Here is an 18,850-nt window from a genome sequence, read left to right on the forward strand (position 1 = left end):
TGGCACCGGGGCCCTGGTAGCGGACGACGACGATCACATCACGGTCGAGTTCGCCAGCGCGGAAAGCGGCCTGGACGGCCTCCTGGCTGTCGAAGACGCGGGCCGGAGCCTCGACCAGGCGATGTTCCGGCTTGACCGCCGAGGTCTTGATGACGCCGCGGCCGAGGTTGCCGGTCAGAACGCGCAAGCCCCCTTCGGCGGCGAAGGGCGCCGCGGTGGTGGCGACGACCGGCGGGTCGCCGCTCTGGTCGGTGGCAGCCCTGGTCCAGGTCAGGGCACCGCCTTCGTCCAGCCCGGGCATGCTGCGGTACGGCTCCAGCCCACCGTCGCCATGGATGGTGGAGATGTCGGTGTGGAGGAGCCCGGCGTCAATCAACTGGCCGATGACGAAGGGCATGCCGCCGGCCTGATGGAAGCGGTTCACGTCGGCGCTGCCGTTGGGATAGACGCGGGCCAGCAGCGGGACGACCGCCGAAAGCTCCGAGAAATCCTCCCAGTTCAGCTCGATGCCGGCAGCGGCGGCGATGGCCGGGATGTGCAGGGTGTGGTTGGTCGAACCGCCGGTGGCCAGCAGCCCGACGATGCCGTTCACCAACGCGCGCTCATCGACGATGCGGCCGATGGGGGTGCCGGCGCCGGGGGCGGTCATCGCCACCACCCGGCGGGCGGCGGCATCGGTCAGCGCGTCGCGCAGCGGCGTGTTGGGGTTGACGAAGCTGGCGCCCGGCAGGTGCAGGCCCATGATCTCCATCAGCATCTGGTTGGTGTTGGCGGTGCCGTAGAAGGTGCAGGTGCCGGGCGCGTGGTAGGATTGGGACTCCGCCTCCAGCAACTCCTCGCGACCGACCTTGCCCTGGGCATAGAGCTGGCGCGCCTTGGCCTTGTCGGCATTCGACAGGCCCGACGGCATCGGGCCGGCGGGGACGAAGATCGTCGGCAGATGGCCGAAGGCGAGCGAACCGATCACCAGACCGGGGACGATCTTGTCGCAGATGCCCAGGCACAGGACGCCGTCGAAGGTCGCGTGGGAAAGGGCGACGCCTGTCGCCAGCGCGATCACGTCGCGGCTGAACAGCGACAGTTCCATGCCTTCGTAACCCTGGGTGACGCCGTCGCACATGGCGGGCACGCCGCCGGCAACCTGCGCCACGCCGCCGGCCGCCCGCACCGACTCGCGGATCATCGCGGGATAGCGCTCGTAGGGCTGATGGGCGGAAAGCATGTCGTTGTAAGCGGTGACGATGCCGATCGACGGCTGTGCCTCGCCGCGCAGAGCCGCTTTGTCGTTCGCACCGCAGGCCGCGAAGGCGTGGGCGAGGTTGGCGCAGCCCAGGCGATGGCGACGCGGCTTTCCACCGGCGCTTTCCAGCCGCGCCAGATAGGCGGCACGGCGGTCGCGGCTGCGCTCCGCGATGCGCTCCGTCACGCGGGCGACGACAGAATTCAGGGGAACGGGCTTGCTCATGATCGCGTCTCGACCGTTTGTGGGAGGCGATGATTTCCGGAACGGACCATACGCCTGGGAAGACGGGGTGTGAAGAAAAATTTTTTCATAAATGGGATGGCTTGGCTGGATTTCTCGCCATCTACGGCAAAAATCTTCATAGTGACGGCAGCGCCGCTTCGGACGCCGCCGCTTTCGCGACGATCAGCGGCCGGCGCCTCGCGGAATCGGCTCTTCAGGGAAGTAACTTTACGCCATGACATCCCCGGTCAACAGCACAGCCGCCCTTCCTGCACCATTGGATATACTCGATCAGATCCGGCGGTTGCGAAGCGAGCTGAAACGGTCGGAAGGGCAGATCGCCGATCTGGTGCTGGCCGATCCGCGGCGGGTGCTCGACCTGAACGTCACGTCGCTGGCGCAGGCGGCGGAGGTCAGCGAGGCGACGGTGGTGCGTTTTTGCCGCAGCGTCGGCTGTGCCGGCTTCCCTGACTTCAAGCTGCGGCTTGCCGAATCCCAGGCACGCGATGCGTTGCGCGACGAGGTGCGCGGCGGCACCCCCTATGTCAGCAAGGATGTCGCGCCGGACGACGATGTTGGAACACTGGCGCGAAAAATTTTTTCATCGAGCGCGGCGGCTTTGACCGCGGCATCGTCCACGCTGGACGATGAGGCGCTGGGGCACGCTATCGCTCTTCTTGCGGGTGCGTCGCGCGTGCTGTGCGTCGGCACCGGCGGGTCGAGCGCGCTGGCTCAGGACGCCGCGCACAAGCTGCTGCGCTTCGGTGCCGACGCCCAGCCCTGCGCCGATCCGGTGCTGGCGCGCATGCTGCTGGTCAACATGACGGCCGGCGGGGTGCTGTTGGCGCTGTCCAACACCGGGCGCAGCGGGACGATCAACGAGCTGGCGGCGGCGGCGCGGTCGCAGGGCACCGCAGTGGTGGCGATCACAGCACCACGGTCGCCTCTGGCCGCGATGGCGAGCGTCGTCATCGCCAGCCGGCCGGTGGAGGACACCGAGATGTACACGCCGATGGCCTCGCGACTGGTGCATCTGACGCTGATCGATGTGTTGTCGACAGGGGTGGCGCTGCGGCTGGGCGATCCGGCGGTGCGGCAACTGGCGAAGGTGAAGGCGGCGATCAACGCCGGGCGGCTGCCGCCGCTGACCTGACAGCGGGTTCCCGGCAGCCTGCCCTTTGCGTCATCCGACCATAGACCAAGTTGCCACGGCGCGATTCCGACCTTGCCGGCGGGTCTTGTACCATCGTCGAATAATTTAGCGAACGAACGATTGCTATCCTTGGCCGCAATCCGGCCTCGCAACCGTCAAGCACTTCCGCAAAACACGGAATCTGCGGCACGGCACAATGCGGGAGCCCAAAGACGGATGCAGGAAGAGGACGCAAGAGATGACCCAGATCCCTGCCACGCCGCCCGACCGGCTCCCCCGCCTTGCCTCCTTCGCCACGCTTGCACTGGCCGGGCTGTTGACGGCGGCGCTGTGCGGCCCGGCTCTCGCCCATGGCGACGTTGTCCCGCAGCCGGTGGACACCACCGGACTGGAGAAGCTGGGCGAGACATGGCAGGACAGCAATCCCTACCGCGGCAACCCGCGCGCCATCGAGATCGGTGCCTCGGCCTTCAACCAGAACTGCGCGCGCTGCCATGGACTGGGTGCGGTGTCCGGCGGCATCGCCCCCGACCTGCGCTACCTGGAGAAGGGCGATGGCGGCGACGAATGGTTCAAGGAGCGCGTCACCAACGGCTCGATCCGCAACGGCGTGACCTACATGCCGAAGTTCGGCGACGCCCTGGGGCAGGAGGCGCTGTGGTCGATCCGCTCCTGGCTGGAAACCGTGCACGAAGAGTGACGGCCCGCTCCAACCGAAGGGGAGTACATCCGATGGCGGTGCGACATGTTCGCGCACAAAACAATTCGGGTCGTTCGCGTTGTTGCGCCCGTCCATTTCGCTCTGACACAATGGAGGCGGGATGCTGTCCCAGTCTTCATCTTGTCTGCCGCTGTGCAGGGAACCGCAGGCCATGACCCGGATCCTGATTGCCGATGACCATCCGATGGTGCGCGACGCCCTGCGCAGCGCGGTGCTCTATTCCTGCCAGGCCACCGACGTGATGGAGGCGGACCGGCTCGACAGCGTCATGCAGGCGCTGGAGGAGCGCGGCGACCTCGATCTGGTGCTGCTCGACGTCAACATGCCAGGCATGAACGGCCTGGGTGGGCTGCGCACATTGCGCCAGCGCTTTCCGGCGACACCGGTCGTCGTCGTCTCCGCCCATGAGGAACGCCGCTGGGTGCGCGAGGCGATGGAGAGCGGGGCCGCCGGTTTCATTCCCAAATCGACCCCGCGCGACGCCATCGCCGCCGCCCTGCGCCAAGTCCTGAACGGCGAGCTTTACGTTCCTCCCCAAGCCGCGGACGAGGCGACCGCCGACGAGGCCGAGGATGCCGAGACGGCTGAGATCGCGCGGCGTATCTCCACCTTGACCGCGCAGCAACTGCGGGTGCTGGAACTTCTGGGCACCGGCAAGCTGAACAAGGAGATCGCCTTCGACCTCAGCATCACCGAGACGACGGTGAAGGCCCATGTCTCGGCGATCCTGCAAAAGCTGAAGGTCTACAGCCGCACCCAGGCGGTGGTGATCGCCAACCGTGTGCTGGCCGACCGGCGGTGAGGGCCTGTAGGCGCTTACCCCCACCCCGCCCGGCGAGGACGACCGGCTGGGGATCCAACCTCCCAGCGGCCGCCGCTCTTCTCCTCACCCTCACCCTCACCCTCGCCTTCACCACCCCCACCCTGGCCGCCGGTATTCCACAGCCGGACGGCTACCGCCTGTCCGATTACCGCTCGCCCACGCCGGACGGGGTCGTCGGGGCGGAAACGGTCGACACGCCTGCGGTGCAGGCGCTGCTGTCGCAAGGGCGCCTCATCCCGATCTTCGTCCAGCGCCTGGAGCGCAGCACGCTGCCCGGCGGCCCCTGGCTGCAATCGAAGCCCTACCGGCAAATTCCCGGCAGCGTCTGGCTGCCCAATGTGGGGGTGGGGTCGCCCGATCCGGCGACGCTGGCATGGTTCGAGTCCCAGTTGGACCGGCTGACCGGCGGCGACCGCTCGCGCGATCTTTTGTTCTACTGCCTGTCCGATTGCTGGATGTCATGGAACGCGGCCAAGCGGGCGGTGTTACTTGGCTATGCCCGTGTCCATTGGTACCCGACGGGCATCGACGGCTGGATGGAGGCCGGTCTGCCGACGGAGGAGGCGCATCCACTGCCCCCTCCCGCCACATCCACTCCCTGATTTCGGGGGCGGGTCGGCATCGAAGGAGGTGGCGGATTACACCATGGTAGCATGGCGGCCCTCCGCCCCGGACCGCTATTCTTCATCTTGCCAACCATCCTGGTAAGCAACAGTCAGCAAGCAGGAGTATCACGCGATGAAGACCTGGCGCAAACCGAAGACCACCGAAATCGCCGTCGGCACCGAGATCAACGCCTACGCCTGCGCCGGCCTCTAAGCCGGACGAGGCGGGGCCGGGGAAGCACGGCGTGACAGCTCTTCCCCGGACCTGCCTTCCCTCAGGGCCTTTTTCTCAAGGACCGCGCCCAAGACGCGCTCAAGACGGTGGCCATGAAGATTCTCGTACTCGGTTCGGCAGCCGGCGGGGGCTTCCCGCAATGGAACTGCGCCTGCGAGGGTTGCCGCCGTGCCCGTTCCGGCGATCCGGCGGCCAAGCCTCGCACCCAATCGTCGCTGGCGGTGACCGCCGACGGCGAACGCTGGCTGCTGCTGAACGCCTCGCCCGACCTCGGCGCGCAACTGCTCGCCAACACGCAGCTTCATCCCCAAAATGGCCTGCGCGGCAATCCGATCAGTGCGGCGCTGCTGACCAATGCCGACATCGACCATGTCGCCGGCCTGCTGACCCTGCGCGAATCCCATCCCTTCGCCGTCTATGCCACACCGCGCGTCCATGGCGTGCTGGCCAGCAACAGCGTATTCAACGTGTTGAATCCCGAGCTGGTCGCCCGTCGACCGATGGCGCTGGGCGAGCCCTTCCAGCCCGCCGGCGCCGACGGTCGGCCGCTGGGGCTGGAGGTCGAGGCGTTCGCGGTGCCGGGCAAGGTGGCGCTCTATCTGGAGGACGCGTCGGCCGGACCCGGCTTCGGCTCCGTCGCCGAGGACACAGTAGCGCTGCGCATCCGCTCCAGCGACGGGTCCAGCGACGGCTTCTTCTATATCCCCGGCTGCGCCGGCATGCCGGGCTGGCTAGCCGACCGGCTGCACGGGGCGCCGCTCGTGCTGTTCGACGGCACCACCTGGACCGACGACGAGATGGTCCGCAGCGGCACCGGGGTGAAGACGGCGGCACGCATGGGCCATATGCCGATGTCGGGACCGGCCGGCAGCATGGCCGCCTTCGCGCCGCTGAACGTCGGCCGCAAGATCTACATCCACATCAACAACACGAACCCCGCCCTGCTTGAGGATTCGCCCGAACGGGCGGAGGCCGAGGCGGCCGGCTGGCGCATCGCCAATGACGGGCTGGAGCTGACCCTATGACTGAGCTGATGTCCCGCGAGGAGTTCCGCGCCGCGCTCTATGCCATCGGCGAGCGGCAGTATCACGACCTCCACCCATTCCATCAGCTGCTGCACGGCGGCAAGCTGCAGAAGGGACAAATCCAGGCCTGGGCGCTGAACCGCTTCTATTATCAGGTGTCGATCCCGCGCAAGGATCTGACTATCATGTCGCGCATGGACGACCCGGTGCTGCGCCGTGCCTGGTTGCAGCGCGTGCTGGACCATGACGGGCTGACCCAGACCGGCGGGCTGGACGAGACCAAGGTCGGCGGCATCGAACGCTGGCTGCGACTGACCGACGGGCTGGGGCTGGACCGCGAATATGTGAAGTCGCTGGAGGGGCTCCTGCCCGCCACCCGCTTCGCCGTGGATGCCTATGTCAACTTCGTGCGCGACCATTCGCTGCTGGAGGCGGTGGCATCCTCGCTAACCGAGCTGTTCGCACCGTCGATCCACCGTGAACGCATCGCCGGGTTCGAGCGCAACTACGCCTTCGCCAACGACAGCACCCTGTCCTATTTCCGCAAGCGGCTGGACGAGGCGCCGCGCGACGTGGAGTTCGGTCTGGACTATGTGCTGACCAATGCCCATACGGCGGAACAGCAGCTGCAATGCCTGCGCGCCCTGCGCTTCAAGACCGAGCTGCTGTGGGCGCAGTTGGATGCCCTGCACCATGCCTATGTCACCCCGAACCTGATCCCGCCCGGCGCCTTCGTGCCGGCGGACATGGAACCGACACGGTACAGCCGGTGAACGCCATCGCTCCCAACATTGCCGAGACCGACCGGCTGCGGCTGGCCCCCGGCGTCATGCTGCGCAACGACCGCCGCCGCGGCCAGTGGATGCTGATGGGACCGGAGCGGCTTCTGGTGCTGGACGAAATGGCGCTGGCGGTGGTGCGCGCCTGCGTCGGTAGAGAGGTCGCCGACGTGGCCGCCGGCATCGACCGGCTGACCGTGGAATACGACGCGCCGCGCACGGAGGTCGCCGCCGACGTGCTGGAGATGCTGACCGACCTGCGCAACAAGGGTTATGTCGTCACATGAGATGCCCCGGGAGGTGTGTCTCCAGGAGGTGTGTCCAATGAGCTGCGCCCTGCCCGCCTTCGCGGCATCCTCGGCCGCCGAACCGGCCCCGCCCTTCGCCGTGCTGATGGAGCTGACGCACCGCTGCCCGCTGCGCTGCCCCTACTGCTCCAACCCGGTGGCGCTCGAGTTCGCCAGCGCGGAACTGGACACCGCCACCTGGAAGCGCGTGCTCGACGAGGCGGCGGATGCCGGTGCGCTCCAGGTGCATTTCTCCGGCGGGGAACCCTGCGTCCGCAAGGATCTGGAGGAGCTGGTCGCCCACGCGACAGAGATCGGGCTCTACAGCAACCTCATCACCTCGGCCGTGCTGCTCGATCAGCCGCGGCTGGAGCGGTTGCAGCGCGCCGGGCTCCAGCATGTGCAGATCAGCCTTCAGGATGCCGAGGCGACCGGCGCCGACCGCGTCGGCGGCTTCAAGGGCGGCCACGTGAAGAAGCTGGAGGTGGCACGGGCGGTGGTCCGGCAGGGGATGGCGCTGACCATCAACGCGGTCCTGCACCGCCACAACATCGACCGGGTGAATGATGTCATCGATCTGGCGATGGATCTCGGCGCCGGACGGATCGAAATCGCCAACGTGCAGTATTACGGCTGGGCGCTCGCCAACCGCGCAGCCCTGATGCCGTCGCGCGAGCAGTTGCTGGCGATGGACGCGGCGGTGCGCGCCCGGCTGCCCGAACTGGCCGGGCGGATCGTGGTCGATTACGTCGTGCCGGATTATTATGCCCGCCGGCCGAAGAGCTGCATGGGCGGCTGGGCGCGCCGTTTCATGAACGTCACCCCGCGCGGGCGGGTTCTGCCCTGCCATGCGGCGGAGACGATTCCGGGGATGACGTTCGAGACGGTGCATGACCGCAGCCTGTCCGACATCTGGCGGGACGGCCCGGCCTTTGCGCGCTACCGCGGCACCGACTGGATGCCGGAGCCCTGCCAGTCCTGCGACCACAAGGAGGAGGATTGGGGCGGCTGCCGCTGTCAGGCCCTGGCGCTGGCGGGCAGCGCCGATGCGGCCGACCCGGTTTGCGAACTGTCGCCGGCCCATGCGGAGGTCGCCGTGCTGCGCGACCGCGACGCCGCGGCGTTGGGAACGGAATGGACCTATCGGGGACTGTAGAAGAGTTTTATGTCGGGGGGAGTATCGGCCGCGATCTCCCCCTATCTGTCCACCCTCCTCACTTGTCGTGCCCCGACCCGCCCTTCTTGCCGCCGCCATCCTGCTTGTTGACGGTCGCCCAAGCGCGGCTTTCCGCCTCATCTTTGGACACGCCGCGCTTCTCGTAACTTTCTTCGATGTGCTCGGCTTTGCGCTTCTGCTTGTCGGTGTACTTGCCCTTGTCGCCCTGGGACATCGGATCCTCCTGATTGGGCTGTTGGGGTTTCCCGGTCAACAGCTTCGCCGGATGGGAAGTTCCTCGGGGAAATAGGCGAAAACTCATATCCGGGACAGGACAGACGGAAAGCGCGGCTTGCCGTAAGCGCAGCCGTCACCCATCCTTTTCCCAATGCTTTCAGGGGGAGGTTCCGGGGTGTTCACGATCTTCAACAAGAGCCGCGCCTTCATGGGTGCGGCGGTTCTGGCATTGGGCCTCGCCGCCGGGTCGGCACAGGCGGCGGATGCGGTCCGCGTCGGCTCCAAGCTCGATGCCGAAAGCGGCCTGCTCGGCACCATGATCCTGCAGGTCTTGCAGGCGGGCGGCATCCCGACGGAAAACAGAGATCCAGTTGGGCCCGACCAAGATCGTGCGCGGTGCCCTGCTGTCCGGCGAGATCGACATCTATCCCGAATACACCGGCAACGGTGCCTTCTTCTTCAACGTCGACAGCGACCCGGTCTGGAAGAATGCAGGTGCCGGCTATGACAAGGTCCGGCAGCTCGACCAGGAGAAGAACAGCATCGTTTGGCTGAAGCCGGCCCCGGCCAACAACACCTGGGCGCTGGCCGTGCGTCGCGACGTGGCCGATGCCAACAAGCTGAAGACCATGGAGGATTTCGCCAAGTGGGTCGGCAGTGGCGGCAAGGCCAAGGTCGCCGCGTCGGCCGAGTTCGTGGAGAGCCCGGCCGCCCTGCCCTCCTTCCAGCAGACCTACGGATTCGCGCTGAAGCCCGACCAGATGCTGATCCTGGCCGGCGGCGACACCGCGGCCACCATCCGCGCGGCGGCCGAACAGACGTCCGGCGTCAACACCGCGATGGTCTACGGCACCGATGGCGCCATCGCGGCGCTCGACCTCGTCGTGCTGGCCGATACCAAGGGCGCGCAGATGGTGTATGAACCGGCACCGACCGTCCGCGCCGCCGTGCTGACCGCCAACCCGAAGATCGCCGATCTCCTGAACCCGGTGTTCGCCAGCCTCGATGCCGAGACCCTGCGCGGGCTGAACGCCAAGATCTCGGTGGACGGCCAGGACCAGAAGCAGGTCGCCACCGACTACCTGAAGTCCAAGGGCTTCCTGAAGTAAGCCGGCGACGTGACCAGCCGGCTTCTCCTGCACAACCGCGTCGCCCTGCTTATGGTGCTGGCCGCGGCGGTCGCCGCCGTGGCCTTGCCCTTTCTCGGCTTCGCCCCCAACCGTCTGCTGTCGGGACGGCCGGTGCCGCTGTGGGCGGCGGCGCAGGGGTTTGACGGAGCGATAGCCCTGCTGCCGGGGCTGGCGCTGCTGGCGACGCCGTTCCTGCGGCCCACCCGTACCGGGCTCGGCCTGACCGTCGTGGCGGGAGGACTGTTCACCGCCGGGCTGGTCTGGCTGGCGGGCGCGCAGGCGGCGGCACTGGCTCAGGGAGCGTCCGCAGCGGCGCGGACCTCCTTCGCCTCCGGCTTCTGGGTGATGGCGGCGGCGGGCCTGCTGACCGCCATCGACGCGGCGCGCCGGCTGGGACTGGGCGCCATCGGCCGGATGGCGGTCGGCGGGGCGGTCGCCGCACTGGTGGCGCTGCAACTGGCGTCCGGCCATCTCGACGCGCTGTCGATCCTCAAGGAATACGCCAACCGCCGCGAGATTTTCGCCGACGCCGTGCTGCGCCACGCCATGCTGGTGGCGGCGGCGCTGGTCCCGACCCTGCTGATCGGCATTCCTCTCGGCGTCGCCGCCCACCGGGTGCAGGCGGTCGGACGCGCGGTGTTTCCGGTGCTGAATGTGGTGCAGACCGTGCCGTCCATCGCCCTGTTCGGCCTGCTGATGGCACCGCTGGCGGCGCTGGGCGCGATGCTGCCGGGGTCGGGGATCAGCGGGGTCGGACCGCTGCCGGCGGTGATCGCGCTGACGTTCTATTCGCTGCTGCCCATCGTCCGCAACACCGCGGTCGGGCTGGACGGCGTTCCCGCCCCGGTGCGGGAAGCCGCCCGGGGCATGGGGCTGACGCCGCGCCAGATCTTCCTGCGCGTCGACCTGCCGCTGGCTCTGCCGGTTTTCCTGTCGGGACTGCGCATCACCGTCGTCCAGGCGGTCGGGCTGGCGGCGGTGGCGGCGCTGATCGGGGCAGGAGGGCTGGGCGCCATCATGTTCCAAGGGCTTTTCGCCAACGCGCTGGACCTTGTGCTGCTGGGCGCCGTTCCCGTCATCCTGCTGGCGGTGGCGGCCGACGCCCTGCTTTCCATCGGCATTGCCGCCGCCACACACAGCATCGGCGTCCTGCCGGGAAGGAGTGCGCCATGATCGACTTTGAGCGCGTGACCAAGCGCTTCGGCTCCTGGACAGCGGTGGATGCCGTGTCCTTCACCGTGGCGGAGGGGGAGTTCCGCGTGCTGATCGGGCCGTCCGGCTCCGGCAAATCGACGGTGCTGCGGATGATCAACCGGCTGATCCCCGCCGACGAGGGCGCCATCCGCATCGACGGCGTGGACATCGCGTCCTTGAAGCCGGAGGAGCTGCGCCGGCGCATGGGCTACGTCATCCAGTCGGTCGGTCTGTTTCCGCATTGGACGGTGGAACGCAACATCGCCACTGTGCCAGGCCTACTCGGCTGGCCCAGGGCGCGCATCCGCGACCGGGTGACGGAACTGCTGGAATTGCTGAACCTCGATCCCCGCCGTTATCGCGGCGCCTATCCGCACCAGTTGTCCGGCGGACAGCAGCAGCGCGTCGGCGTTGCCCGCGCCCTGGCAGCAGAACCGCGCATCCTGCTGATGGACGAACCGTTCAGCGCGCTCGACCCGATCACCCGCGCCAGCCTGCAAACGGAACTGTCGGCCATCCACCGCCGCACCGGCACCACCGTCGTCTTCGTTACCCACGACATGGATGAGGCTCTGCGGCTTGGCGACAGCATCGCGGTGATGGACCATGGCAGGCTGATCCAGTGCGCCCCCCCGCTGGACATCCTGACGCGTCCGGCCAGCCCGCTGGTGCGCGACCTTGTCGGGCGCGAGGAATGGGGGCTGAAGCGGCTGGCGGTGGAAACCGTCGGCGACCGCGCCCGTCGGCAGGAGAGCGTGACCGGCGAGCCGCTGGCCGCCGGGACGCCGCTGCACCGCGCCCTGTCCGAGATGGTCGTCCGCGGCACCGAACGGCTGCCGGTGGTGGACGGCGACGGCCGGCCGGCCGGCGTGCTGCATCTGTCCGACCTCGTCCGCCCCACCTCCGCCGGAACGGTCTCCGGCGGCCCAGCCGCCAGTGGAACGGCATGACCGGCGTCGGCATGGCCCCACGGGATTTCCTGACCGACCGGCTGATGCTGGGTCTGGTGGTGCTGGTGGCGCTGGTGCTGGGCATGCCGTCGCTGAAGCCGCTGTTCGCGACGCTGTTTCCCCGCCTGGACCGGCCACTGTACGAGGCGGAGAGCTTTGTCAGCCTGACGCTCGACCACATGGCGCTGGTCGGCGTCTCCAGCCTCGCCGCGATCCTGCTGGGCGGCGGCGCCGGCATTGCCGTCACCCGTCCGTGGGGGCGGGAATTCCGTGGACTTCTGGAAACCGTCGCCACCATGGGCCAGACCTTCCCGCCGGTGGCGGTGCTGGCGCTGGCGGTTCCGGTGATGGGATTCGGCCCCGAACCGGCGCTGATCGCCCTGACGCTCTATGCCCTGCTGCCGGTGGTGGAGAACACGGTCGCCGGGTTGGACGGCGTCCCGGCCCCGGTGCTGGACTCGGCCCGCGGCCTCGGCATGGGACCGGCGGAGATGCTGTTCCGCGTCGAGCTGCCGTTGGCCGCCCCGGTGATCCTGGCCGGCATCCGCACCGCCGTCATCATCAATGTCGGCACCGCCGCCATCGCCTCCACCGTCGGCGCCAAGACCTTGGGGCTGCCGATCATCGTAGGGCTGAACGGGTCCAACCAGGCCTATGTCATCCAGGGGGCGCTGATCGTCGCCGCACTCGCCGTGGTGATCGATGCCGGCTTCGACCGGCTCGCCGGCTGGCTGACCCGCTGGTCGCAACGCTGAAGCTGGACCGGACCCAGTCATTTTTGCGAATGACTTGCATTCGCAATTTCGGCGTCCTACTCTCCGCTGACCCATCCCCCAAGCGGAGTCCGCCATGTCCAGCATGCAGTCCCATCGCCGCGCCGCCCCGTTCCGGGAACGCTTCCAGGATCTGTGCAGCGCAGAGATGCTGGTCATCTCGGTGCTGCGGCTGTGGGCGGAGCCTCTGCGCGAACCGGAGCGGCAGCATCCTCATTGGCAGGATGGAATGACCGCGGCCGGGCTGTCGAACGATGCGGCGGTGGCGTTCGACACGCTGATGCGCATCGTGCTCGCCGCCACCACCCGCCCGCTCGACCTCCATCGCCCGCCCTGCCCGGCCTTGGGCACCGACGAGGCGTTGCTGCTCGACATGGTGCGGTTGGCCCAGCAAGGGCTGCATGGCGAGGCCGGGGTGCTGATGAACGACTGGCTGTCGCTGACCGCCGTGCGCATGGCGATGGCGCCGCTGTGCGTCCTGGCCGCGGCCCTCGCCCGCGCCGGCCTGACGCTGCCTGACCCTGCGAAGACGTCGCATATGCCAGGCCGGCCGACCACCGGTCATATGGACAGGCCGCGCCCCACCGCCGACCGCGGCGCCACCCTGCTGCATTGAGGAGGAGCCGCGCGCCTGCCTAGGTCCTGTCTGACGAGCCTATTGACGTTGTGGTTTAGAGCCCAAGGTCAGTTTGATGGCTTACGATGCGACAGGGCTGCGACGCTACGAACTGAGCGATGCGCAGTGGGATCGGATCGCGGATTTGATGCCGCGGTCGAATCCGCGAGGTGGCGGTGTGTGGCGGGATCACCGTCAAGTGGTTGATGGGCTGATGTGGAAGCTGAACACCGGCGCCCAATGGCGGGACATTCCCGAACGCTACGGCCCCTGGCAGACGATCTACGAACGCTTTGTGCGATGGCGTTGCGACGGGCTGTTCGAGCGGATCCTCGACCGGCTGCGCTTGCAGCTTGATGCGGATGGTCGGATCGATGTGGACCTCTGGTGCATCGACGGCACCAGCATCCGGGCCAGTCGCTCGGCGGCTGGGGGCGGAAAAAGGGGGGCTCGGACGAGCCGGCCGACCACGCACTCGGCCGCTCCCGCGGGGGCTTCGGGACCAAAATCCATTTGGTGACCGATGGCAACGGCCTGCCGCTGGCCGCCGTGCTGAGCGCAGGTCAGCTTCAGGAAATCTCCTTCGCCGTCGCCGCCTTGGAGGCGGTCAGCTTGCCCACCCGCCGAGGGCGCCGACGCACCAAGCCTCGAAAGCTGGCTGGCGACAAGGGCTACAGCGCCAATCGCTTTCGTCAGTACCTGCGACGCCGCCACATCGAACCGGTCATTGCCATGCGCAAGGACGAACGCAGGCGAACCCACCGCGGCAGGCCGCCTCGGTTCGATCGGGAGGCATACCGGCGACGAAACGTCGTCGAGCGTGGCATCGGATGGCTCAAAGGATGCCGATCCGTTGCCACGCGACATGACAAGCTTGCCGTCAACTACATGACCTTCATCAGGCTCGCCATGATCCAGCGATGCCTGCGCGTCAGTAGGCCGTCAGACAGGACCTAACGCCGCAAGCCCGCGGCGATACGATCCGCCAGGGTCGCGACCGCCTGGCTCATCTTACGCACCTGCGCATCGGGATCGGCACCCGCCTCCGGCACCTCCACCGTCTCGCGCGTCGGCCCGATCTTGCGCCCGCCGGCGCCGCTGCCGGGCGACAGGGTCCATTGCGCATCCAGAACCACGCGCCCCGAGGCGTCGGCGTCGAAGCGCAGCACAGTGACGGCCAGCACCGGAGTGTTCTCTGCCACCGTACTGCCGGCCACCGGAAGCATCGTCGTGCCCGGCAGCCGAGCCGCAAGGTCGCCGGCGAGGGTGGAGCGCAGGCCGTCGGCCAGCGGCTCCGCCCAGCGGTCATACTCCAGAGCCTCCACCCGGTTGCCGTCGATGCGGCGGACGATCTGCGGCCGGTCGATCAGCATCGGCAGGTCGAGCGAGCCCAAGGCCAGGGTCCGGGGCATTGTCGCTGCCGGCTGCGCCGTACCGGCCGGCGGGATCACCGCCAGCGTGTAGAGCCGGCTGTCCGGCGTCGACTGGCAGGCTGCCAGCACGAAAAGCGGCAGCGCCAGCGCAGCATTCCGGAATCCGCACATCACCTTCATCCCCTCTGCTCCCCATCCCATTATTTCTTGCCTTGCAGCAGCGCTTCCGGATGGCGTTCCAGATAGTCTGCCAGCACGCGGAAGGACCGCGCGGCGTCGTTCAACTGCCGCATCACGCCCGGCAGGTCGGCCTGTCCACTCCCACCGCCCAGCAGCCCGCTGGCATTCTTCAGTGTACCTTCCGCCGCGGTCGCCACCCCTCGTAGGCTCGTCAGCAGTTGCGGCAGTTGCCGGTTGGTGTCGCGCATCAGCGCATCGGCGCTACCCAGCGCCTTGGCGAGTGCGGCCAGCGACCGCGCGAGGTCCGGCGAACCAGCGAGGCCGCCAACCGACTGCAAGGTGCCGCGCAGGTCGGCGATCAGCCCGTCCAGCGGCAGTGCGGAAACCTTCTCCATCACCACCCCGGCCGAGGCCATGATCGCATCGAGGTCGCTGGAGGCCACCGTCGGCAGCTCCGACCGCTCCGATCCCGGCGAGGGCGGCAGGCCGGGAGCGTAGTCGAAGGAGACCAGCTTCTGCCCGGTGATCAGGTTGCCCGAGGCCAACCGGGCCCGCAGACCCTTCTCCACCTGCATGGCGACCAGCTTGCGCACCGCCGCCTCGTCCATCGGCTTGCCGTCGATCACCGCATAGGTGCGAGCGACCAGATCGGGTTCAAAATCGATGTCGACGGGGATGTGCAGTTCCTCCTTGGCCTCGTCATACACCAGCCGTACGGCGGCGACATGGCCCACCGTCAGCCCGCGCATCAGCACCGGGGCGCCGGCCTGCAGTCCCTGGACCGAACCGGGGAACTCCAGTCGATAGCGCACACGCAGCCGGTCGCGGGCGGCGGCGGCGGACGCCTGATCCTCGTAAAGCGTGAAGCTGGCCCAATCCAGCGCCTGGGCTCCGGCCTCGGGATCCGCCGGGGTTTCCAGCACCACGCCGCCCAGCGCCAGCGACTTCAGCGATTCCGTCTGAAACTTGATGCCGTCGGCCCCGGCTGAGAACTGGATGCCCGACGACCGCCAGAAGCGGCTTCCCTCATGCACCAGCCCCTCATAGGGCGCACGGACAAAGATCGCCACCGACACGCTGCGGTCCTGCGGCGACAGGTTGTAGCCCATCACCTCGCCCACCTGGACACCGCGGAAATAGACGGGAGACCCCTGGGCCAGCGACCCCAGCTGCTCGGTCTTCAGGTTGAAGCTGCGGCCCGGCACGTCGGCGCGGACCACCGGCGGCTCGTCCAGCGCGTCGAACTCCCGCCGGTCATCGCCGCCGCCGGGCTCCATTTCCACATAGGTGCCGGACACCACGGTGCTGAGCCCCGACACACCGCCGAGGCCGAGGCGCGGCGCCACCACCCAGAAGCGGGTGCCGTCCTTCAGGTGGCGGGCGGCGGCGCGGTCCATCCGCGCCGTGGCGATCACCTGGGACAGGTCATCGGACAGCCGCACCGATTCGATCACGCCCAGATCGACGTTCTTGTGCTTGATGCGGGTCCGCCCGGCCTCCAGCCCGTCGCCGGACTGGAAGGTGATGACGATCTGCGGCCCGCGCTCCTCGAACCAGCGCCAGCCGAGCCAGCCGGCGATCAGCGCCGCCACCAGCGGCAGCAGCCACAGGGGCGACAGCCGCCGGCGCGGCGGTGTCGCGACCTCGGGCGGATGATCGGCAGGCGGATGGCCGCCAGACGGGTGGCTTTCCGGCGAATGGGAGGCCGGCCGGTCGTTGTCTCGGATCTCGTCAGCCATGCCGCGTCATTCCAGCCTGTTCGTTCTGCGCCGCATCGGGCGCTCCCTCTTCCGCGCGGTCCCACATCACCCGCGGGTCGAAGATGTGGCTTGCGATCATGGTCAGCACGACCACGCCGGCGAAGGCGATGGCGCCGGGATCGGCGCGGACGGAGGCGACGGCGCCGAACTGCACCAGTGCCGTGAGGATGGCGATCATGAACACGTCGATGTTGGACCAGCGCCCGATGGCGTCGATGATGCGGTACAGCCGCGTCCGGGCGTGCAGCCTGGCGGCCGAACGCCGCCACGCGGCCAGGAGGAACCAGCCGAGCCCCGCCAGCTTCAGCACCGGCACGGCGACGCTGGCAACGAAGACCAGCAGGGCCAGCGGCCACAGCCCGGCCTCCGCCAGCTCATGCACGCCACTGAGGATCGTGCTGGGGGCCCCTTGGCCGAAATTGACGACGGTCATCACCGGCAGCAGGTTGGCCGGGATGTAGAGCACGGCGCCGGCGGACACCAGCGCCGCGGTCCGCTCCAGGCTGTTCGGCTCACGCGGGTGCAGGCGGCTGTGGCAGCGGGTGCAGCGGTCCGGTGCCGGCCCATGGTCGCAGCCATGGACCCGCTGGCAGACGGTGCAGGCGACCCAGCGCCTGGGCGCCGGCGCATCGCCGGGCGGTACATGGTCGATTGCCTGCCAGACCCGGCGGCTGTCGAGCGCCAGGTCCATCAGCGTGCCGGCCAGCACGAAACCGCCCAGCGCCAGCCCGCCGGCCAGGAACTCCGCGTTGGCGAAGCCCTTCAGCCGCGAATAGCCGACCAGCAGCCCGAGCAGGAAGACGTCCAGCATCGCCCAGGGCCGCAGCTTCTCGGCCCAGGCGAACAGCCGCGCCGTCTCCCGCACGTGGGCGGGAGGGCGACCGTCATGCAGCCGCTGCAGCACGGCGATCACCGCCATGATGCGGGCGAAGGGGGCGGCCAACACCAGCACACCGACCAGCAGCGACAGCGGCCACATGCCCTGGTCGGCCAGGATCTCGACCCCGGTGGTGACAAGGCTTGTGCGGTCGTTGCCCTGGATGTTCACGCCCATCAGCGGGTTGGCGGCGATGAGCATCAGCATCAGGGCGCTGGCGACCGCCATGGGCAGCGCGTGACGGACGCCGCCGCGCCCATTCCGGAACAGCACCGCGCCGCAGCGCGTGCATTCGGCCCGGCGCCCCGGCGTCGGCAGGCGGACGCGGTGCAGGCGGCCGCAGTCGGGACAGGCGACGAGATCGTCACGACTCTCCGCCGCCGGCACCCTCAACCCTTCCTTGCCCGTTCCAACCGACATGCACGCACGCAAACCTTCCAGCCGACGAAACCCGCCCTCCAATTGGCTTTTATTAGCGTTGGCGCAAGCCCCTGCGAAGCGGATAGGCGGAATTCCGCCGCATTGCAACATGGGTTGTGTCACGTTCGGGAATTCACGATTGACCGAAAGATTATGTACATACATTATCGCCGAAACGTCACATCGCAACGCGGCGCGGAGAGCGGGGTGCAGGGGTTGGCACGGCAAGGCCTGACCGGACAGAACCGCGGTAACGGACCGGCGTCCCCGCCGGACCATCCGTTGCAAGCCGGCCTGACGCCTGACAGCACCCTCGACGGCCGCGGCCCCCTGTTCGACCAGATCAAGCGCGCGGTCGCCGGGCAGATCCTGCGGGGACGCTGGCAGGCGGGCCAGCGCCTTCCCAACGAGGCTGAATTGTCCAGCCTCTACGGCGTTTCCCGCCAGACCGTACACAAGGCCATTGCCCTGCTGGCGCGGGAGGGCTTCCTGGTCCGCCGCCGCCGTGCCGGAACCTTCGTCGCCACCAGCCGCCGCGACCGATTCGCCCTGCCCATCGAGGACATCGGCGACGTGGTGGCGCGGGATGGGCGTGTCTACGAATTCCGCATCCGCGACCGCAAGATTTTTCGCAACGGCGAGGGCATCCGCTGGCCCGACCTGCCCGACGGAACGCCGATCCTGACGCTGGAATGCCTGCATTTCAGCGACGGTACGCCGATCCAGCACGAACGCCGGCTGGTCAATCTCGACGTCGTGCCGGAGGTGGTTGACGAATCCTTCGATGTCGTGGCACCCAGCCGATGGCTGGTCGACCGGGTTCCCTGGTCATCGGCCGACCACACCGTGCGCGCGGTCAACGCGACGGCGGAGATGGCGGCCTTGCTGGGGGTGGAAGCCGGTGCGGCCTGCCTGTCGATCCGGCGGCAGACCATGCATCTCAGCAGGCCGGTGACGCTGGTTCACTTTCTCTCGGTCGGAGACCGCTTCAGCCTCAGCGGATCGTCGATCACCGACAGCGCGACCGAGTTGAATTTGTAAACACAAAAGGACCGGTGACAGGCGCCGGCCGCAACAGGGGTGACTTCATG

The 18,850-nt window shown here is 68.3% G+C and carries 22 protein-coding genes (1 of these 22 only partly in view); 17 read left to right on the top strand and 5 right to left on the bottom strand.

Annotation, left to right across the window (positions count from 1 at the left end; all coding sequences use genetic code 11):
• Nucleotides 1-1,465, bottom strand: the 5' portion of a protein-coding gene (gene edd, locus ACWPN8_RS26855) for a phosphogluconate dehydratase (RefSeq protein ID WP_492242971.1). 374 nt of this gene lie to the left of the window's left edge; 1,465 of the gene's 1,839 nt are visible here — the first part of the coding sequence; the start codon lies at nt 1,463-1,465; its stop codon lies off the left edge, out of view.
• Between the two features lie 29 nt (nt 1,466-1,494).
• On the opposite strand from edd, the gene ACWPN8_RS26860 reads away from it, so the two are divergent.
• From ACWPN8_RS26860 to pqqE, 10 genes are all read left to right on the top strand, one after another.
• Nucleotides 1,495-1,704 (top strand): hypothetical protein, encoded by a 210-nt coding sequence (locus ACWPN8_RS26860; protein WP_492242972.1) that lies wholly within the window; start codon nt 1,495-1,497, stop codon nt 1,702-1,704.
• On the top strand, nt 1,701-2,618 hold the full coding sequence (locus ACWPN8_RS26865) for an SIS domain-containing protein (protein ID WP_492242973.1): 918 nt from the start codon (nt 1,701-1,703) through the stop codon (nt 2,616-2,618). The genes ACWPN8_RS26860 and ACWPN8_RS26865 overlap by 4 nt, the downstream gene beginning before the upstream one ends.
• 238 nt (nt 2,619-2,856) lie before the next feature.
• A complete protein-coding gene (pedF, locus tag ACWPN8_RS26870) occupies nt 2,857-3,318 on the top strand; it encodes a cytochrome c-550 PedF (protein ID WP_492242974.1) in 462 nt (153 codons plus the stop codon).
• A gap of 172 nt (nt 3,319-3,490) precedes the next feature.
• Complete coding sequence (locus ACWPN8_RS26875) at nt 3,491-4,141, top strand: response regulator transcription factor (RefSeq protein ID WP_109048675.1); 651 nt, start codon at nt 3,491-3,493, stop codon at nt 4,139-4,141.
• Nucleotides 4,138-4,764 carry a rhodanese-like domain-containing protein gene (locus ACWPN8_RS26880; RefSeq protein WP_492242975.1) on the top strand — a complete coding sequence of 209 codons (627 nt, stop codon included), beginning with the start codon at nt 4,138-4,140 and terminating at the stop codon, nt 4,762-4,764. The genes ACWPN8_RS26875 and ACWPN8_RS26880 overlap by 4 nt, the downstream gene beginning before the upstream one ends.
• A 136-nt stretch (nt 4,765-4,900) precedes the next feature.
• A complete protein-coding gene (pqqA, locus tag ACWPN8_RS26885) occupies nt 4,901-4,981 on the top strand; it encodes a pyrroloquinoline quinone precursor peptide PqqA (protein WP_014249839.1) in 81 nt (26 codons plus the stop codon).
• Nucleotides 4,982-5,094: 113 nt separating this feature from the next.
• Nucleotides 5,095-6,027, top strand: coding sequence for a pyrroloquinoline quinone biosynthesis protein PqqB (gene pqqB / locus ACWPN8_RS26890; RefSeq protein WP_492242976.1), 933 nt, complete (start codon nt 5,095-5,097; stop codon nt 6,025-6,027).
• Nucleotides 6,024-6,800: a pyrroloquinoline-quinone synthase PqqC gene (gene pqqC / locus ACWPN8_RS26895; protein WP_492242977.1), complete on the top strand. Its 777-nt coding sequence runs from the start codon at nt 6,024-6,026 to the stop codon at nt 6,798-6,800. The genes pqqB and pqqC overlap by 4 nt, the downstream gene beginning before the upstream one ends.
• Complete coding sequence (gene pqqD, locus ACWPN8_RS26900) at nt 6,797-7,093, top strand: pyrroloquinoline quinone biosynthesis peptide chaperone PqqD (protein ID WP_492242978.1); 297 nt, start codon at nt 6,797-6,799, stop codon at nt 7,091-7,093. Before pqqC ends, pqqD begins: the two co-directional genes overlap by 4 nt.
• Before the next feature lie 37 nt (nt 7,094-7,130).
• Nucleotides 7,131-8,249, top strand: a complete 1,119-nt coding sequence (pqqE, locus tag ACWPN8_RS26905; RefSeq protein WP_492242979.1) for a pyrroloquinoline quinone biosynthesis protein PqqE — start codon at nt 7,131-7,133, stop codon at nt 8,247-8,249.
• Nucleotides 8,250-8,307: 58 nt separating this feature from the next.
• On the opposite strand, the gene ACWPN8_RS26910 is transcribed toward pqqE, so the two are convergent.
• Nucleotides 8,308-8,484, bottom strand: a complete 177-nt coding sequence (locus tag ACWPN8_RS26910; RefSeq protein ID WP_492242980.1) for a hypothetical protein — start codon at nt 8,482-8,484, stop codon at nt 8,308-8,310.
• Nucleotides 8,485-8,857: 373 nt separating this feature from the next.
• Between ACWPN8_RS26910 and osmF the strand changes: the two genes are divergently transcribed.
• The 6 genes from osmF (at nt 8,858) to ACWPN8_RS26940 (ending at nt 14,106) form a co-directional block, all read left to right on the top strand.
• Nucleotides 8,858-9,595, top strand: a complete 738-nt coding sequence (osmF, locus tag ACWPN8_RS26915; protein WP_492242981.1) for a glycine betaine ABC transporter substrate-binding protein OsmF — start codon at nt 8,858-8,860, stop codon at nt 9,593-9,595.
• 9 nt (nt 9,596-9,604) lie between these two features.
• Nucleotides 9,605-10,789 (top strand): ABC transporter permease, encoded by a 1,185-nt coding sequence (locus ACWPN8_RS26920; protein WP_492242982.1) that lies wholly within the window; start codon nt 9,605-9,607, stop codon nt 10,787-10,789.
• On the top strand, nt 10,786-11,760 hold the full coding sequence (locus tag ACWPN8_RS26925) for an ABC transporter ATP-binding protein (RefSeq protein WP_492242983.1): 975 nt from the start codon (nt 10,786-10,788) through the stop codon (nt 11,758-11,760). Before ACWPN8_RS26920 ends, ACWPN8_RS26925 begins: the two co-directional genes overlap by 4 nt.
• Entirely contained in the window at nt 11,757-12,515 is a 759-nt protein-coding gene (locus ACWPN8_RS26930) for an ABC transporter permease (protein ID WP_247873316.1), read from the top strand. The genes ACWPN8_RS26925 and ACWPN8_RS26930 overlap by 4 nt, the downstream gene beginning before the upstream one ends.
• A 94-nt stretch (nt 12,516-12,609) precedes the next feature.
• A complete protein-coding gene (locus ACWPN8_RS26935; protein WP_492242984.1) occupies nt 12,610-13,149 on the top strand; it encodes a hypothetical protein in 540 nt (179 codons plus the stop codon).
• A 76-nt stretch (nt 13,150-13,225) separates the two neighbouring features.
• Nucleotides 13,226-14,106, top strand: a protein-coding gene (locus ACWPN8_RS26940) for an IS5 family transposase (protein ID WP_492241211.1) whose coding sequence is annotated in 2 segments (ribosomal slippage) — nt 13,226-13,600 and nt 13,603-14,106 — 879 coding nt in all. Because the reading frame shifts where the segments join, the coding sequence is not laid out codon by codon here.
• On the opposite strand, the gene ACWPN8_RS26945 is transcribed toward ACWPN8_RS26940, so the two are convergent.
• The 3 genes from ACWPN8_RS26945 to ACWPN8_RS26955 are packed head-to-tail and all read right to left on the bottom strand — an operon-like array spanning nt 14,103 to nt 17,759.
• The gene (locus tag ACWPN8_RS26945) at nt 14,103-14,693 is read right to left on the bottom strand and encodes a PqiC family protein (RefSeq protein ID WP_247873315.1); all 591 of its coding nucleotides are present in this window, start codon (nt 14,691-14,693) and stop codon (nt 14,103-14,105) included. The two genes, ACWPN8_RS26940 and ACWPN8_RS26945, sit on opposite strands and share 4 nt — an antisense overlap.
• A gap of 29 nt (nt 14,694-14,722) precedes the next feature.
• Entirely contained in the window at nt 14,723-16,441 is a 1,719-nt protein-coding gene (locus tag ACWPN8_RS26950; protein ID WP_492242985.1) for a PqiB family protein, read from the bottom strand.
• On the bottom strand, nt 16,434-17,759 hold the full coding sequence (locus ACWPN8_RS26955; protein ID WP_492242986.1) for a paraquat-inducible protein A: 1,326 nt from the start codon (nt 17,757-17,759) through the stop codon (nt 16,434-16,436). The genes ACWPN8_RS26950 and ACWPN8_RS26955 overlap by 8 nt, the downstream gene beginning before the upstream one ends.
• Before the next feature lie 282 nt (nt 17,760-18,041).
• On the opposite strand from ACWPN8_RS26955, the gene hutC reads away from it, so the two are divergent.
• Nucleotides 18,042-18,800, top strand: coding sequence for a histidine utilization transcriptional repressor HutC (gene hutC / locus ACWPN8_RS26960; RefSeq protein ID WP_247873313.1), 759 nt, complete (start codon nt 18,042-18,044; stop codon nt 18,798-18,800).
• Nucleotides 18,801-18,850 lie beyond the last annotated feature (50 nt).

The sequence above is a fragment of the Azospirillum sp. UENF 112521 genome (genome assembly GCF_058780665.1).